Consider the following 14,809-nt stretch of genomic DNA (forward strand, 5'->3'; position numbering starts at 1 on the left):
TCAGATACTTAAGTGTAGTATGCTGAGTTATCGCAATTTCAGGATAACTGTCCGGGGGTTTGAACCGGAGAAATTGTGGAAAAAGAAGAAATAAGGTTATTTATATCACTGGCACAGGATAGCCTACAGGCGGCGAGCCTCGAAGTCGCCGTCGCTGTGGTAGCCGAGGCCCTCCCATTCGATCTGGACCTCGATGCCGCGGTACTCGAGCTCGCGGGTGGACTGGTCCTTCGCGCTCCATTCCAGGCGCGCACCGGCGATCTTGAGGTCGAGTTCGAGCGACTCGGGGTCCCACTCGAAGTCGACGAGTCGGCCGCGGTACTCGACCTCGTTTCCGTCGTCCTCGAACTTCGTCCCGAGGTCCGAGGCCGCCTCGAACTCCACGTCGTACAGGTGGTCGACCTCGAAGTCGATGTAGTCGCCGTCCGCGACGGCGCTCAACTCGACGCTCTCGCCGCCGTCTTTGGTCTCGAACTCGATGTAGATGCCGTAGTCGTTGACCTCGAACTCCACGTCGAGGTCGCCGCCGTGGGTCTCGAACATGAGCCCGCCCCACTCGAACTCGACGTCCCCGTTGTCGTCGCGCTCGTAGTCGAGCAGGTAGCCGCTCCCGGCAGGCCCGAGTATCGGTTCGTTCGTCTCGTCCGGGGCACCGACGGCCGGGTCCGCCGGGGCCGCGTCGGGGCCGGGTGATGCGGCCGGTGTCTCGGCACCCGCACTCGGGCCCGGGCTCGCGGCGGGCGATTGCCTGCCCGGGTTGGCCGCGGGCGAGACCTCGCGCGTGTTCTCGACGTTCGACTGCAGGGCACCGTCTGCCGCGAGTTTCCCGCCGACGCCCATCGAGAGTGCTGCGAGCGCAGTGCCCGCGTACTTGAGATACTGCCGCTTCGAAGTAGCTGCCATTGAATTGCCTCCACTGTATACCAGGCGGGTATGCGCTATAAGGTATCAAATTACTGTCTGGTGTGGACGTAGGCTCGGGTCATATCGTTACCATCCCGGTACGACTACGATTACGTGGAGTGTTCACGGAACAAAGGAATCCGGTTGGGACGGTGGCTGACAGCGTCCTCAGACGCGCCGGGCCTCGAACTCGCCCTCGCCCGAACCGCCGTGGTACTGGCCGTACGCGGGGTTGTTGTGGGTGCTGGCGTCCCACTCGAGCAGGACGTTGCGACCCCGGTAGTCGAACTGGTCGCCGTCCCAGTCGAGGTAGACCGCACCGCGGATCTCGAGTTTGTGGTCGTCGGGTTCCCACTCGAACTTGATGCGCGAGGCGTGGAACTCGATGTCCCCGTCGTCCTCGAACTTCCGGCCGTCGGCGACGGCCTCGAAGTCCACGTCGTAGTTGCCCCGGACCTCGAACTCGATGACGTCGCCGTCGACGACGAGCTCCAGGTCGAGGTCGTCGCCGAACTCGTCAGTCTCGAAGTCGATGTAGACGCCCGGCTCGTTCGCCGTGAACTCGATGTCCTGGTCGTTGTTCTCTGTCTCGAACTCGACGCCGTCCCAGTAGAACTCGATGTCACCGTTGGGGTCGCGCTCGTACTCGAGGGCCGCGCCGACGGCTGCGCCGAGCAGCGGTTCGCTGGCCGACTCCGGTGTCGCGGCGGGTGCCGCGTCACTGCCGGTTCTGGTCGCGGTCGCCACCGTCGACTCGGGGGCCACGTTCGGCACCGTCGAGCCCGCGAGCTTCCCGCCCAGTGTGAACGAGGCTGCCGCGAGCGAGGCACCGGCGTACTTCAGGTACTGTCGCTTGGATAGGTCTGCCATAGTCCTCCTGTACGTACAGATGCGCGGTTCGTACATTAAGCATCAAATTACTGAAAACTCGTCTCGTTACAGGGGTGAGAGGACCGGGTGGTTCGATGCCTACCGGAACGGTACGATTCGGTGGAGACCGGGACCCACGTGCCCCAGCACGCGTCAGCCCACGTACCGGGCCTCGAAGGTCCCGGGTCTGTCCGGGGTCCCGCGCCGCCAGTCGATGCGGACCAGCCGGTCCCGGTACTCGAACTCGTCGCCGTCCCAGTCGAGGTGGGCCGGGCCGCGTATCTCCAGGTCGACCCGGCGCGGGTCCCACTCGACCCGGAGCAGGTCGCCCGCGTACTCGATGGCTCCACGGTCGTTCTCGAAGGAGCGGCTGGGGCCGATGGTCGCCACGTCCACGTCGTCGGGGCCGGCGACCTCCAGGTCGAGGCCGACGCCGCCGACCAGCACCGTCAGTTCCAGGACGCTCCCGTCCCCGGCGGCCTCGAGGTCGAGGGAGAACTCGCCGTCCTCCACGAGGAACTCCACGTCGCGGTCGCCGTCCTCGCTCTCGAACTCGACGCCCGCCCAGCGGAAGTCCACGTCGCCGTTCTCGGCGCGGTCGAACGCGAGCGCGTCGCCGGGTCGGAGCCCGGCGAGGTCTGTGGGCCTTCTGGGCGGCTCCCGGGCGAACGCCGGGGGATCACCCGGCTCGGCACCACCATCACCGGCAGTCGGGTCCTGCTCGCTTGTTGTGGGACCGCCAGACCCGTCCAGGGCCACCAGCCCGCCGACACCCAGTGTGAGCAGGGTCAGCCCTGCCCCGGTGTACTGCAGGTACGCGCGTCTGGAGATGTTTCCCATACCCTCGACTCCGTGCAGACTACGACGCTCGCCGAACCGATAAGCTATCAGATAACTGGTTCGTGGGTCGGTTACCGCCCCGAAACGTGCTCGCAAGTGACCGGCTGGAGTCCTGCGTGATTCCGGGGTGGTACACGCCGAACAGGCCCTCCATCCCGGATATCACTAAAAAGAAAGGGCGGCTTATGCGGCGGCCAGAGTGGCGCGTCAGACGGAGAATTCGACCGCGAGACCGTTCAAAGCCGCGTAACCCCTGGTTACTCGGTCACCGGGAGGGAGTTCCCGGGTGGCCACCGGCGGGCACCAGCGACGGCCCGGTGACAACTCCTCGGCTGGGGACGGTACGATGCGGCCATCTGGCACGCACTGGGGAATCCTGTCGAAAAAACGGTGTCTGCTGTGTCAGCAGTCGATATGGCCTGGTCGAGTGTGGGAGTCGAGTTAGATGCGGCGTGCCTCGAACTCGTCGTCGCTGCCGTTGCCCCATTCCCACTCCATCAGGACGTCCTCGCCGGCGTACTCCAGCTCGGTCTCGTCGAAGTCGATCATGATACGGCCGTCGGCGTACTCGAAGTCGAGGCCGTTGTCCATCTCGAGCTCGAGCTTGACCGCGCCCTTGATCTCGAGTTCCTGGCTGTCCTCGTCGTACTCGAAGTCGAGGAAGCGTCCGCGGTACTCGATGTCGCGGCGGTCGTCCTCGAACTGGTGACCCTGGCCGTCGGACTCGAACTCGACGTCGCCGTCGTCGTACTCGAAGGAGATGTACTCGTTGCGGAACGCGATGTCCAGCTCGACGTGGTCGCCGTCGTCGTCCATCTCGAGGTCGACGTAGACTTCACTGTCTTCGACGGTCAGCTCGAGGCTCTCACCGTACATGTCGGTCTCGAAGTCGACGCCAACGTCGTCGAGATCGATGTCACCGTTGTCGGTCTCGAACGAGAGGTACGCCCAGTCGAACTCGATGTTGCCGTCGTCGTCGCGCTCGTAGTCGAGGATGTCACCGACGCCGGCGGGGCCCAGGATGGGCTCCGGGGCTGCTTCGGCGCTCGGCTTCGCTGCGGGTGCGACCTCGGTGGTCGACTGGACGCTCGACTGGAGCGAACCATCCGCGGCGAGCTTGCCACCGACGCCCAGCGAGAGGGCGGCGAGGGATGCGCCGGCATACTTCAGGTACTGTCGCTTGGAAAGGTCTGCCATTTCAGTGCCTCGTTCTAACGAAGGTCGGCTTCAGGTATTAAGCATCAAATAACTGTAAGGTCGTCTCGTTACGTCTGCGAGATTCCGCGAAGAAAACGAACGTACCTGGGGTGGAGTCGACCGTGTGGCCGACACGCCGGCTTCACCCGGCCGTCGGTGTCGGAACCGGTGTCGTGACCGCTCGGGATGGGCCCGCATCGACGCAGTAGTCAGGAGGCAATCGGTGTCCGTGCGTCTGGGCCGGTCCCGGGCCACGCGCGGGCCGGGTTCTGCTGCGGGCTCAGATACGACGTGCCTCGAACTCGTCCTCCGAGTGCGACTGGCCGTAGCCGTGGCTGCCGCCGCGCCACTCCCACTCGAAGATGACGTCCTCGCCGGCGTACTCGAGTTCGGTCTCGTCGAAGTCGACGACGATGCGGCCGTCTGCGTACTCGAAGTCGAGGCCGTCGTCGACCTCGAGTTCGAGCTTGATGGCGCCCTTGATCTCCAGTTCGCCGGAGTCCTCGTCGAACTCGAAGTCGAGGAAGCGTCCGCGGTACTCGATGTCGCGGCGGTCGTCCTCGAACTGGTAGCCGCCACCGTCGGACTCGAACTCGACGTCGCCGTAGTCGTACTCGAAGGAGATGTACTCGTTGCGGAACGCGATGTCCAGCTCGAGCTGCTCGCCGTAGTCGTTGAACTCGAGGTCGACGTAGACCTCGCTGTCCTCGACCGTGAACTCGAGGCTCTCCTTGCCGAGTTCGGTCTCGAAGTCGACGCCGACGTCGTCGAGGTCGACGTCACCGTCGTCGGTCTCGAACGAGAGGTAGACCCAGTCGAACTCGATGTTGCCGTAGTCGTCGCGCTCGTAGTCGAGGATGTCCCCGACGCCGGCGGGGCCGAGGATGGGCTCGGGTGCCGCCTCGGTGCCGGGCTTGGCCGCGGGCGCGACCTCGGTTGTCTCCTTGACGCTCGACTGGAGCGAGCCGTCCGCGGCGAGCTTGCCGCCGACGCCCAGCGAGAGGGCGGCGAACGACGCACCCGCGTACTTCAGATACTGACGTTTGCTGATGTCTGCCATTTCAGTGCCTCGTCCGTACAGACGGGTGTATCAGATATTAAGTATAAAATAACTGGCCTGAACTTACGTAACTGGGCCGCAAGTACCCGGTACTGGACATGTCTGTTTCCTTGCTGTCACGCTCGTCGTAAGTTCAGGCGCGTTCCCGGAGGCGGACGCCGGCGGAGTTCGGGCCGACGCGGTCGCTCGTGGTCGGGGGAAAGCTCGAAAAATACCGGGTCTCCGCGGTCGCGAAGAGGGAGTGGCTGGTGTGCGGGGGTGTTCAGATACGGCGGGCTTCGAACTCGTCCTCGGAGTAGCGCCGTCTGAGAGCGTTGTTGCCACCGCGGTACTCCCACTCGAACATGACGTCTTCGCCGACGTACTCGAGTTCGGTCTCGTCGAAGTCGACCGCGATGCGGCCGTCTGCGTACTCGAAGTCGAGGCCGTTGCCGACCTCCAGCTCGAGCTTGATGGCGCCCTTGATCTCGAGTTCCTGGCTGTCCTCGTCGTACTCGAAGTCGAGGAAGCGTCCGCGGTACTCGATGTCGCGGCGGTCGTCCTCGAACTTGTGGCCACCACCGTCGGACTCGAACTCGACGTTGCCGTAGTCGTACTCGAAGGAGATGTACTCGTTGCGGAACGCGATGTCCAGCTCGAGCATGTCGCCGTAGTCGCTGAACTCGAGGTCGACGTAGACCTCGCTGTCCTCGACCGTGAACTCCAGGTGCTCCTGGCCGAGTTCGGTCTCGAGGTCGACACCCACGTCGTCGAGGTCGACGTCACCGTCGTCGGTCTCGAACGAGAGGTAGACCCAGTCGAACTCGATGTCACCGTCGTCGTTGCGCTCGTAGTCGAGGATGTCACCGACGCGAGCGGTGCGCAGGATGGGCTCCGGCGCTGCCCCGGCTCCCGGCTTCGCTGCCGGTGCCAGTTCGGTGGTCGACTGGACGCTCGACTGGAGTGTGCCATCCGCGGCGAGCTTGCCACCGACGCCCAGCGAGAGGGCGGCGAGGGACGCGCCGGCGTACTTCAGATACTGTCGCTTGGAAAGGTCTGCCATTTCAGTGCCTCACACTATGGAAAGCCGGATTCGGATATGAAGTATCAGATAACTGTGTGGTCGTCTCGTTACCGGCCGGAGAGTCCGTCAGGGTGCACCAGAACCCACAGAAGGCATCCGATTCGCGGCCAGTGAGAGGACATGTCGGGGGCCGTCGCTACTCGTGCTGGGACGACCGGCAAAAGAACTCGTGTGGACCGCACACGTCGTCACGAGGCCGCAAGCGTTCCGGACGGGTCGCTCAGATGCGGCGGGCCTCGAACTCGTCGTCGGTGCCGTAGTCGACGTACTCCCACTCGAACATGACGTCCGTGCCGGCGTACTCCACGTCCAGCGAGCTGACGTCGATGTCGACGGCGATGCGCCCGTCGACGTAGTCGACGTCGAGCTCACCGCTCTCGGTCCATTCGATGTCGGCGCGGATGGCACCCGATATCTCCAGTTCCCACTTGTCGCCGCCGTCGGTCTCCTTGAACTCGAACTTGAGGCGGCGGCCCTGGTACTCGATGTCCCGGCTGTCGTCCTCGGCCTCGAACTGGTGACCGCTCCCGTCGGACTCGAACTCGACGGTCGGCCCGTCCGCGTCGAACTCGAAGGAGACGTACTCGTCGCGGAGCGCGAAGTCGAGCTCCACCGAGTCGATACCGCCGCTCTCGAGCACTTCGAGGTCGAAGTAGAGTTCGCTGTCCTCGACGAGCATCTCCAGTGCGTCGAAGTCGTCACCGCCGTCGACGGTCGCTTCGATGTCGACGCCGACGTCCTCTATCTCGAACGAGCCGTCGCCCTCGGATTCGAACGAGAGGTAGCCCCAGTCGAACTCGACCGCGCCGTCGTCCTTGCGCTCGTAGTCGAGGATGTCTCCCACGCCCGCGCCGCGGAGGATGGGCGTCGCTTCGGGGTTCGCCCCTGCCGAGGGGGCGAGTCCGGTCGTCTCACCGACTGCAGCCAGCGGGCCGTCCGCTGCTAGCTTGCCACCGACGCCCAGCGAGAGGGCGGCGAGGGATGCGCCGGCATACTTCATGTATTGTCGCTTCGATAGGTCTGCCATTTCAGTGCCTCGCGTGGAGACTAGCCACCTTCGGATATCAAACCTCAAATAACTGAGTGGTCGTCTCGTAACCGCCCCGGAACGTCCGGTCGACCCGGAACCGCTCAGATACGGCGCGCCTCGAACTCGTCGTCGCCGTTCTCACGCCACTCCCACTCGAAGGCGACACCCTCGCCGCTGTACTCGAGTTCCGTGGTGTCGAAGTCGATGAAGACGCGGCCGTCTGCGTACTCGAAGTCGAGCCCGTCGTCGACCTCGAGTTCGAGCTTGATGGCGCCCTTGATCTCCAGTTCGCCCTTCGCCTCGTCGTACTCGAAGTCGAGGTAGCGACCCTTGTACTCGATGTCGCGTCTGTCCTCCTCGTACTGGTAGCCGGTCCCGCTGGATTTGAAGTCCGTGTCGCCCGCGTCGAACTCGAAGTCGATGTACTCGTCGCGGAACGCGATCTCGATCTCGCAGTAGTCGCCCTCGCGGTCGAACTCCAGGTCGACGAACACCTCGCTGTCCTCGACGGTCAACTCGACGAAACTGCTGTCGAGGTCGGTCTCGAAGTCGACCCCGATGTCGTCGAGGTCGATGTCGCCGTCGTCGGTCTCGAAGGAGACGAACTCCCAGTCGAACTCGATGTTCCCGTAGTCGTCGCGCTCGTAGTCGAGTACCTCGCCGATACCGACGGGGCCGACGATGGGTTCGGGGACCGCCTCGGTGTCGGGGGTGGCCGCGGGGGTGACCTCGCTGGTCTCCACGACGTTCGCGGTCTGTTCGTCCACGCTGGACTGGAACGCGCTCCCGGCCGCGAGTTTCCCGCCGACACCGAGCGAGATCGCGCCGAGTGACGCCCCAGCGTACTTCAGGTACTGCCGCTTGGAAAGGGCTGCCATATCGATTCCTCAGAGCAACAGAAGAACCGCAGGGTAATCAACTATCAAATTACTGTGACGTACGGTCGTTCCGCCCCCGGAGGTACGTCGCCGAAGGTGGCTTACCTGGCGGTAGACGACGTCTCGTCGTCGGGTCGGAGTGTCCTGAAAAAACGGCCGAAGGATGCCAGAGTGTCGGAAGGGGTTGCTCGTGGGGTCTAGATGCGGCGGGCCTCGAACTCGTCGTCGCTGCCGTTGCCCCATTCCCACTCCATCAGGACGTCCTCGCCCGCGTACTCGAGCTCCGTGGTGTCGAAGTCGATGGCGATGCGGCCGTCGGCGTACTCGAAGTCGAGACCGTTGTCGGTCTCCAGTTCGAGCTTGATGGCGCCCTTGATCTCGAGTTCCTGGCTGTCCTCGTCGTACTCGAAGTCGAGGTAGCGGCCGCGGTACTCGATGTCGCGGCGGTCGTCCTCGAACTGGTAGCCGCCACCGTCGGACTCGAACTCGACGTCGCCGTACTCGTACTCGAAGGAGATGTACTCGTTGCGGAACGCGATGTCCAGCTCGAGGTTGCCTCCGTTGTCGTTCATCTCGAGGTCGACGTAGACCTCGCTGTCCTCGACTGTCAGCTCGAGGTGGTCGCTGTAGACGTCGGTCTCGAAGTCGACGCCGACGTCGTCGAGGTCGACGTCACCGTCGTCGGTCTCGAACGAGAGGTACGCCCAGTCGAACTCGATGTTCCCGTAGTCGTCGCGCTCGTAGTCGAGGATGTCACCGACGCCGGCCGGGCCGAGGATCGGCTCGGGAGCGGCTTCGGTTCCGGGCTTGGCCGCGGGTGCGACCTCCGTGGTCTCCTTCACACTGGACTGGAGTGTCCCGTCGGCGGCGAGTTTGCCGCCAACGCCCAGGGAGAGAGCCGCGAGAGATGCACCGGCGTACTTCAGATATTGTCGCTTGGAAAGGTCTGCCATGTTTCCTCCACTCTATACCCAGGCCGGTTTCGGACATATAGTGAATAATTACTGTCAGTAAATCACGTTTCCCCAACGTCACCCGGTTTCCCCTCGCGTGCGTATCCAGCGCTTGGACCGGCTGGCGTACCTCTCAGGTGCTTCTGGTGCCCACCAGCTCGGGGGCGATCCTGGGCCCACGCGATGCTGTGGTTACCTGTCGGTTGTCCGGGGCGAGAACAGAGAGAAGACGGTCGTCGGGGTCGGTCTCGGCCGGCTCAGGCCCGCTGTCGCATCTGTGCCGGGTTCGTCGGGGTCACCTTCCACGTCGTCCCCGAGGAGTATCCCCACTTCTCGATGTCGAGGCCGACGTCGCGGTTGCTCTGCAGTATCTGTGCGAGGTTCGACCCGACCTCCTTGGCGGAGAGGCCGACCGCCTCCCCGATGAGTCGCGATTTGAAGTAGGTCTGGTAGCCCACCTGCGCCGACAGGTACTGCAGGATTCGCTGTTGTTTCTCGTTCAACCCCGGAATCGGTGCGCTGCTGTTCGTATCGTGCATGTTGTTTCCCCCACGGCGACGGCCCCCCACGGACCGACACCGTTGCTAGGCTGATATTCGCGTTACAAGAACATAACGTTCGTCTTACCTGTGTGCCACTGAGTCGCTGGTAACCGACGCGGCTCGCCGGCTCGCCACGGACGTCTCGCGAGCGATACGGGACGAAGAGAACACGGGACCAGGGGCCTCCACACCGAACAGATGTGTGACACTGCGGGCGAACGCTGCGTGAGACGGACTGCTGTCCGTGGCTGCCGACCCCGCCACACGTCCTCGTGCGGCCGGACCGGCGTCGACGAACAGCAGCCACATTGACCGACCCCCGACGTGGGGGTCGGCGCCTCGTACGAACGGCGGTAACCGGCACGACCGTCGCGCATTTGACGACCGGATGAACTGGCCACAACGTGTGTACCGGGCACCGAGACGACAGGCGGTCTTGCGACTTGGAGGCGCAGACGTCCGGTGACGCTGCTCCCCCGTTTACTAGGTGGCCACGACCGGGTTTAAGACCGCGCGAACCCCCGAGTCAATCCATAACACCCGTGTTAATCGGTCCGGTGGAAGGTCCACCCGACTGGGGCCTCGACCATCCGTGCCGGCCGACACATCGCCGCGGTGAGGGAACTACGCTCACGTAAGGCGAACCCCATATAGCTGTACGTCGTATGATAGGCTGAATACGCGTGGCCGCCGGGGTGCCGAACCAGGGCAGTCGGCGACCGACCCGGGCCACGCAGTCCGAGGAACTACACGATGTCAGGATACGAACTGTTGCTGTCCGGGGCCGTACCGCGGTCGACGGAACTGGGAGGCGTCGCGCTCCCCACGAGCGGTGACCTCGGCGGCCTCGTGCTCGTCGGCTCGTTCGACCCGGTTCTCATGCATCCCTTCCACACGCTGGCGCTGCTGCTGGCGGTGAGCCGAATCTTCGTCCTCATGAAGGCACGGAACCTCTACGCGACCGAGGAGCTGGTCATCGGCTTCTTCCCGTGGGTCGCCGTCGCGGCGGCGCTCTCGGTCTTCGGGCAGGTCGTCGTGCTGCCCGAGCAGGTCATCCCGTTCCTGTCGTCGCCGCTGGTCTACCTGACCGCGTTCGCCATCGGCGGGCACCTCTGGCTCCACCTGGCCGCGCCCGACCGACGCTCGTCCCGGGAGGCGGCCGAATCGGTCGCCCTCAGCGGCATCCTCTTCCTGGCGCCCATCGCGGGCGCGACCATCGCCCTGAGCGGGCGGGAGGTCCACCCGCTCTGGTCGCTCGTGGCCGTCCTGGTCGCCGTGTCGCTGTCCATCCTCATCTGGGCGTACGTCGACCAGTTCCACCCCGGCGTCACCGGGAACGCCGGCCTCCTCGGGTTCGCGGTCCTGCTCGGCCACCTGCTCGACGCGAGCACGACGCTCATCGGCATCGATATCTTCGGGCTCGCCGAGCAGACGCCGCTCTCGCGGGACATCATGGAGTTCGCGGCGACCCTGCCGACGGCCGACCTGCTCGGCATGGCGTGGCTGTTCGTGGTCGTGAAGGTCCTCATCGCGCTCGGCATCGTCTACGTCTTCAGCCACGCCATCACGGACGCCAGACACCGCAGCATCGTCCTCGGTATCGCGGCCACGACCGGGTTCGGCCCGGCCCTGCACAACCTGTTCCTGTACACGATTCTCTGAGCTCGGGTCCCTCGACGGGCCCGCCTGCTGTGACCCATTCTCGCTGATTCGACCCCGATAGCTATCCAGCGCGTGCTCGTTCTCTTCGCGGATTCGCCCTCCAGTTTCCTCGTTCGATCGATGCTCGGCTTCGACTCGCGGCTGACTGGTCGGCTGGCCCGGTGGTCGTCTCGCTACGCACTGGTGGTGGTCAGGTGTGACGGACTGGTCCGGCAGACTGGCTCGGCGGTCTGGCCCGGTCGAGAGGAGAGTGCGGCCGTGCGGATAGGAGGGTAGCGAGAAGCGGGCGGTCGAGAGAACTGGACAGTCGAGATACTGGCGGCTGGAGATGGCCCACGAGCCGCGAGCCGACACTCCAGACACGACACGTGCGACCAGTCCCCCAGCGTCCGGGGAGGGTTCGGGCGTTCGTCCGAGTCCACACAGTCACTGCCCGCGAGCCAGCGACTGCCGAGGCTGCTCCACGCTGATACTGGAAGACTCACTACCGGCCGGAACTGAAACGAGAGCTCTGACGCTCTCCAGGCAATCGAGCGTACGAAGAGAGGGGGGACGCGATGGGTCGGGACTGGTCGAGCTACTGCGTGAAGCTACTGTACTCGGGGGTGGCGTTCAGGAGTTCCTTGTACCGCGTCCGGATGGTCACGGTGCTCATGTTCGCCACCTCGGAGACGTCGCGCTGGGTGATGTCCTCCGCGGTCACCACGGACGCGGCGTAGACCGCCGCGGCCGCGAGGGTCACGGGGCTCTTGCCGCTGTCGATGCCCTTCTGCTGGGCGTTCTCGAGCAGCTGGTACGCGATGCGCTCGCCCTCCGAGGAGAGGCCGAGCGAGGAGGCGTACCGGCGGACGTAGTCCTTCGGGTCGGCCAGCTGGACGACGAGGTTCAGCTCGCGGACGAGCGTGCGATACGCCCGCCGGAAGTCGCTGTCCTGGATGCGGCTGACCTCGATGACCTCGTCGATGGTCCGCGGGATGCCCACCTGTCTGGCGGCGATGTAGAGCGACGCCGTCGCGATGGACTCGATGCTGCGCCCCGGGAGGAGGTCCTCCTTCAGGGCGCGCCGATAGATGACCGAGGCGGTCTCGCGCACGTCGGTCGGGAGCCCGAGTGCGCTGGCCATGCGGTCGATCTCGCCGAGTGCCTGGCGCAGGTTGCGCTTCTTGGAGTTCTCCATGGTGAAGCGCTGGTTCCACACGCGGAGCCGCTCCATCTGGCGGCGCTGGTTGTGGCTCAGCGGGGCGCCGCTGCTGTCTGCGTTCTTCCAGTCGATGGTGGTCGACAACCCCTTGTCGTGCCAGAGGACCGAGACGGGCGCGCCGACGCGGCTCCGCTGGTCCGCCTCGTCCGAGGAGAACGCCTGCCACTCCGGGCCGCGGTCGATCTCGTCCTCGGCGACGACCAGTCCACAGTCCATACAGACCGTCTCACCGTGTGTCTCGTCGTTGCGAACGCTGCCACCGCACTCCGGACACTGGAGCGGTGCGTTCTCCCGACCCGACGGGACGTCGCTTCCGATGCTGTCCTTTCGTGTCATAGTATATCTGCCTTGAATCGGGATGGTCGACACTCCGGACCGGAGCATCTCCCCCCTCGCGCGGTGGCGCGTTCGCGTCCCCGGCCGACCACACCCGTCGCTGCTGCGATGTCGAGTGGCGACCGGGCGGACGTCTGAACGGCCTCTCCGCCCTTGCGACCATTTGGCTACAGAGCGTCTTAACGTTCTTCTAACGTGTCGGAAGGTACCCGACCTCGAGTTCGTCACGTGGAGGAAGCGGGATAACGCCGGTTCGCCGGGATGTCCCCGGTTCGTGGTGATATGTTTCACCCGGGTAAGGGAGACGGAGGTGCCTCGCTAACACTGTTGTAAGCTAGCAGTTATCATGGTCTGCACCGTAGTATGTGTAACGCGCGAAGCGACACGCGCTCGGCGTTACACAGGGGGGACCATGAGATACTCAAAGAAGGAACGAGAGGACGCACCGACGCTCGAGGCGAACGCGGGACTGCCGACGACCGCACCCGCGTACGCCGCGTTGCTCCTGACCCAGGGCGAGGTCATCATCTACGACACGGCGAACCACAGGGCGTGGATCCAGTCGACGTGTGCCGTGGGCCTCGAGGACGCACTCTGAGCCGGCGAGACGAACGGACGAGCGTGGCCGACTATTCTTCATCACCGTGACGTGAGCGACCCGCCAGAAGCGGGGGCGTCCAGTGCCTGTTCCACGAGACCTATCCGGGATCCGCCGCCGGTCCATGTCGTGGTAACACACACCTCAGCGTTACAAAGTTACGTCTGTAACGGGATGTCAGCGTTCGTCACGCGTGCAGCGACAGCCACCGCGCTCCAGGAGCGTCGAGAACTCGGCCGACTGGCCACAGCTGGTACACAGGACGGTGATGTCGACCAGTATCTCGAAGTCGGAGACGGAGACGTGGCCCGCGTCGTCCAGTCGCTCGAGGTTCGAGTTCGCGACCGCGTTCGTGCGACTCCGGAGGCGCTGGATGGCCTGGCTCGCCGTCTCCACCGGGTCGGACGCCGTCGTCTCGTGGGAGGCCCCGCGGTGGTTCTTGAGGTACCGGTAGATGGCCTGGTGGGAGACGAAGTCTCCCGTCACGTCGTCGATGTCGACGCCGTCCTTCTCGAGGCTACGCACCGCCTGCATCCGGGTGCTCTCGCTCGCGTCGTCGTCCGTCAGTAGCTCGTACTTGGCCTCGAGTTCGCGCTCGGAGAGGTAGACGCCCGCCGCCTCGAGGGCGGCTCGCAACACGGCGAGGTTGAACAGCGCCGCCAGCTCGCGGAGGCTGTACTGGTCGTCACCGTCTGCCGTCCAGCGGCGTTCGAGGTCGTCCCCGAGTCCCCCGAGGTCGTACGTCTCGATGACGCGACGGACCTTGCTCCTGGCCGTGGTGCTCGACGAGGTGGTCGGGGAAGTCACGGTGATTACTATCCGGCAAGGGGATTAAAACCTACCGCCGATGAGAAGAATCGTTGAGATGTCGGTGCTGCCCGGTCAGATGTCGAATTCGACGACCGTCCCGGCACCGATACCCAGTTCGTCAGCGTAGCCCTGGTTCACCGCGATGACGTACTTCACCGGCGCGTCGCTCTCGTAGCGTGCCAGTTCGTCGTCGCTCGCGCCCGGTTGCGGGTCGGCCTGTGCGACGTTGACGACCGTGTTGTCGGCCCCGACGAAGATGAGGTCGAGCGGGATGGTCGTGTCCTTCATCCACATGGAGACGTAGTACTCCTGGTCGAAGACGAAGGCCATGCCGGCCTCGTCGGGCAGGGAGCTCCGGCCGCTCAGGCCGGCCTCCTGTTCTGCGGCCGTGTCGGCGACCTCGAGGGTCGCGCTGCCGACGGTGAAGCCGTCGACGACGAAGATGGCGGTCCCGTCGTTGGTGAACTCGCTGTCACCGCCAGCGTCAGGGGTGGTGGTGGGCGGGCTCGTGGTCGGGGGCTCGGTGGTCGGCGGGGCCGTCGTCGGCGGCGCGGTGGTGCCGTCACCGTCGCCAGCAGGCGGTGTCACGTCCGGTCCGAAGTCGTCGTCCGGGCTGGTCGGGGACTCGTTCCCCTCGTCACCGATCGGAGGCAGGACGATATCGCCCGAGTCGTTCACGCCCGGGTCCGTCACCGGGTCGGTCGTGTCGCCGGGGTTCACGGCCGCCTGGCCGCCGCCCTGGAGCACGACGGCCGCGACCAGTACGACGACGATGGCGACGAGTATCAGGGACTCGCTTCGCACGTTCATGCAAGTACAGAGACGCAGCAAGGGGAAAAGTTCTCTATAACTGGGAGGTCACGGAG

The 14,809-nt window shown here is 64.9% G+C and carries 15 protein-coding genes; 2 read left to right on the forward strand and 13 right to left on the reverse strand.

The genetic code is table 11. The annotated features are described in order from the left end of the window. Positions 1–123: 123 nt before the first annotated feature. From NOV86_RS20765 to NOV86_RS20810, 10 genes are all read right to left on the reverse strand, one after another. A complete protein-coding gene (locus NOV86_RS20765) occupies positions 124–903 on the reverse strand; it encodes a hypothetical protein (protein WP_267643738.1) in 780 nt (259 codons plus the stop codon). Between the two features lie 168 nt (positions 904–1,071). After that, positions 1,072–1,773: a hypothetical protein gene (locus NOV86_RS20770; RefSeq protein ID WP_267643739.1), complete on the reverse strand. Its 702-nt coding sequence runs from the start codon at positions 1,771–1,773 to the stop codon at positions 1,072–1,074. A 153-nt stretch (positions 1,774–1,926) separates the two neighbouring features. Continuing rightward, the gene (locus NOV86_RS20775; protein WP_267643740.1) at positions 1,927–2,613 is read right to left on the reverse strand and encodes a hypothetical protein; all 687 of its coding nucleotides are present in this window, start codon (positions 2,611–2,613) and stop codon (positions 1,927–1,929) included. A gap of 441 nt (positions 2,614–3,054) precedes the next feature. Beyond that, the gene (locus tag NOV86_RS20780; RefSeq protein ID WP_267643741.1) at positions 3,055–3,810 is read right to left on the reverse strand and encodes a hypothetical protein; all 756 of its coding nucleotides are present in this window, start codon (positions 3,808–3,810) and stop codon (positions 3,055–3,057) included. Positions 3,811–4,090: 280 nt separating this feature from the next. Beyond that, positions 4,091–4,870 carry a hypothetical protein gene (locus NOV86_RS20785; protein WP_267643742.1) on the reverse strand — a complete coding sequence of 260 codons (780 nt, stop codon included), beginning with the start codon at positions 4,868–4,870 and terminating at the stop codon, positions 4,091–4,093. A 262-nt stretch (positions 4,871–5,132) separates the two neighbouring features. Beyond that, positions 5,133–5,912 carry a hypothetical protein gene (locus tag NOV86_RS20790; RefSeq protein WP_267643743.1) on the reverse strand — a complete coding sequence of 260 codons (780 nt, stop codon included), beginning with the start codon at positions 5,910–5,912 and terminating at the stop codon, positions 5,133–5,135. A 241-nt stretch (positions 5,913–6,153) separates the two neighbouring features. Beyond that, positions 6,154–6,960 (reverse strand): hypothetical protein, encoded by an 807-nt coding sequence (locus tag NOV86_RS20795; RefSeq protein ID WP_267643744.1) that lies wholly within the window; start codon positions 6,958–6,960, stop codon positions 6,154–6,156. A 104-nt stretch (positions 6,961–7,064) separates the two neighbouring features. Beyond that, on the reverse strand, positions 7,065–7,841 hold the full coding sequence (locus NOV86_RS20800; protein WP_267643745.1) for a hypothetical protein: 777 nt from the start codon (positions 7,839–7,841) through the stop codon (positions 7,065–7,067). 197 nt (positions 7,842–8,038) lie between these two features. After that, the gene (locus NOV86_RS20805) at positions 8,039–8,794 is read right to left on the reverse strand and encodes a hypothetical protein (protein WP_267643746.1); all 756 of its coding nucleotides are present in this window, start codon (positions 8,792–8,794) and stop codon (positions 8,039–8,041) included. Positions 8,795–9,051: 257 nt separating this feature from the next. Next, on the reverse strand, positions 9,052–9,333 hold the full coding sequence (locus tag NOV86_RS20810) for a DUF7123 family protein (RefSeq protein ID WP_267643747.1): 282 nt from the start codon (positions 9,331–9,333) through the stop codon (positions 9,052–9,054). A gap of 756 nt (positions 9,334–10,089) precedes the next feature. Here NOV86_RS20810 and NOV86_RS20815 point away from each other — a divergent pair. After that, a complete protein-coding gene (locus NOV86_RS20815) occupies positions 10,090–10,998 on the forward strand; it encodes a DUF63 family protein (protein WP_267643748.1) in 909 nt (302 codons plus the stop codon). A 577-nt stretch (positions 10,999–11,575) separates the two neighbouring features. On the opposite strand, the gene NOV86_RS20820 is transcribed toward NOV86_RS20815, so the two are convergent. After that, on the reverse strand, positions 11,576–12,535 hold the full coding sequence (locus NOV86_RS20820; protein ID WP_267643749.1) for a transcription initiation factor IIB: 960 nt from the start codon (positions 12,533–12,535) through the stop codon (positions 11,576–11,578). A gap of 412 nt (positions 12,536–12,947) precedes the next feature. Here NOV86_RS20820 and NOV86_RS20825 point away from each other — a divergent pair, with 412 nt between their 5' ends. Further along, positions 12,948–13,133 (forward strand): DUF7331 family protein, encoded by a 186-nt coding sequence (locus NOV86_RS20825; protein ID WP_267643750.1) that lies wholly within the window; start codon positions 12,948–12,950, stop codon positions 13,131–13,133. 177 nt (positions 13,134–13,310) lie between these two features. On the opposite strand, the gene rdfA is transcribed toward NOV86_RS20825, so the two are convergent. Both rdfA and NOV86_RS20835 read right to left on the reverse strand, forming a co-directional pair. Further along, positions 13,311–13,940 carry a rod-determining factor RdfA gene (gene rdfA / locus NOV86_RS20830; protein ID WP_267643751.1) on the reverse strand — a complete coding sequence of 210 codons (630 nt, stop codon included), beginning with the start codon at positions 13,938–13,940 and terminating at the stop codon, positions 13,311–13,313. Between the two features lie 75 nt (positions 13,941–14,015). Further along, positions 14,016–14,753: a DUF192 domain-containing protein gene (locus NOV86_RS20835; protein WP_267643752.1), complete on the reverse strand. Its 738-nt coding sequence runs from the start codon at positions 14,751–14,753 to the stop codon at positions 14,016–14,018. Between the last annotated feature and the right edge of the window lie 56 nt (positions 14,754–14,809).

Source organism: Haloarchaeobius amylolyticus (assembly GCF_026616195.1).
GTDB lineage: Archaea > Halobacteriota > Halobacteria > Halobacteriales > Natrialbaceae > Haloarchaeobius > Haloarchaeobius amylolyticus.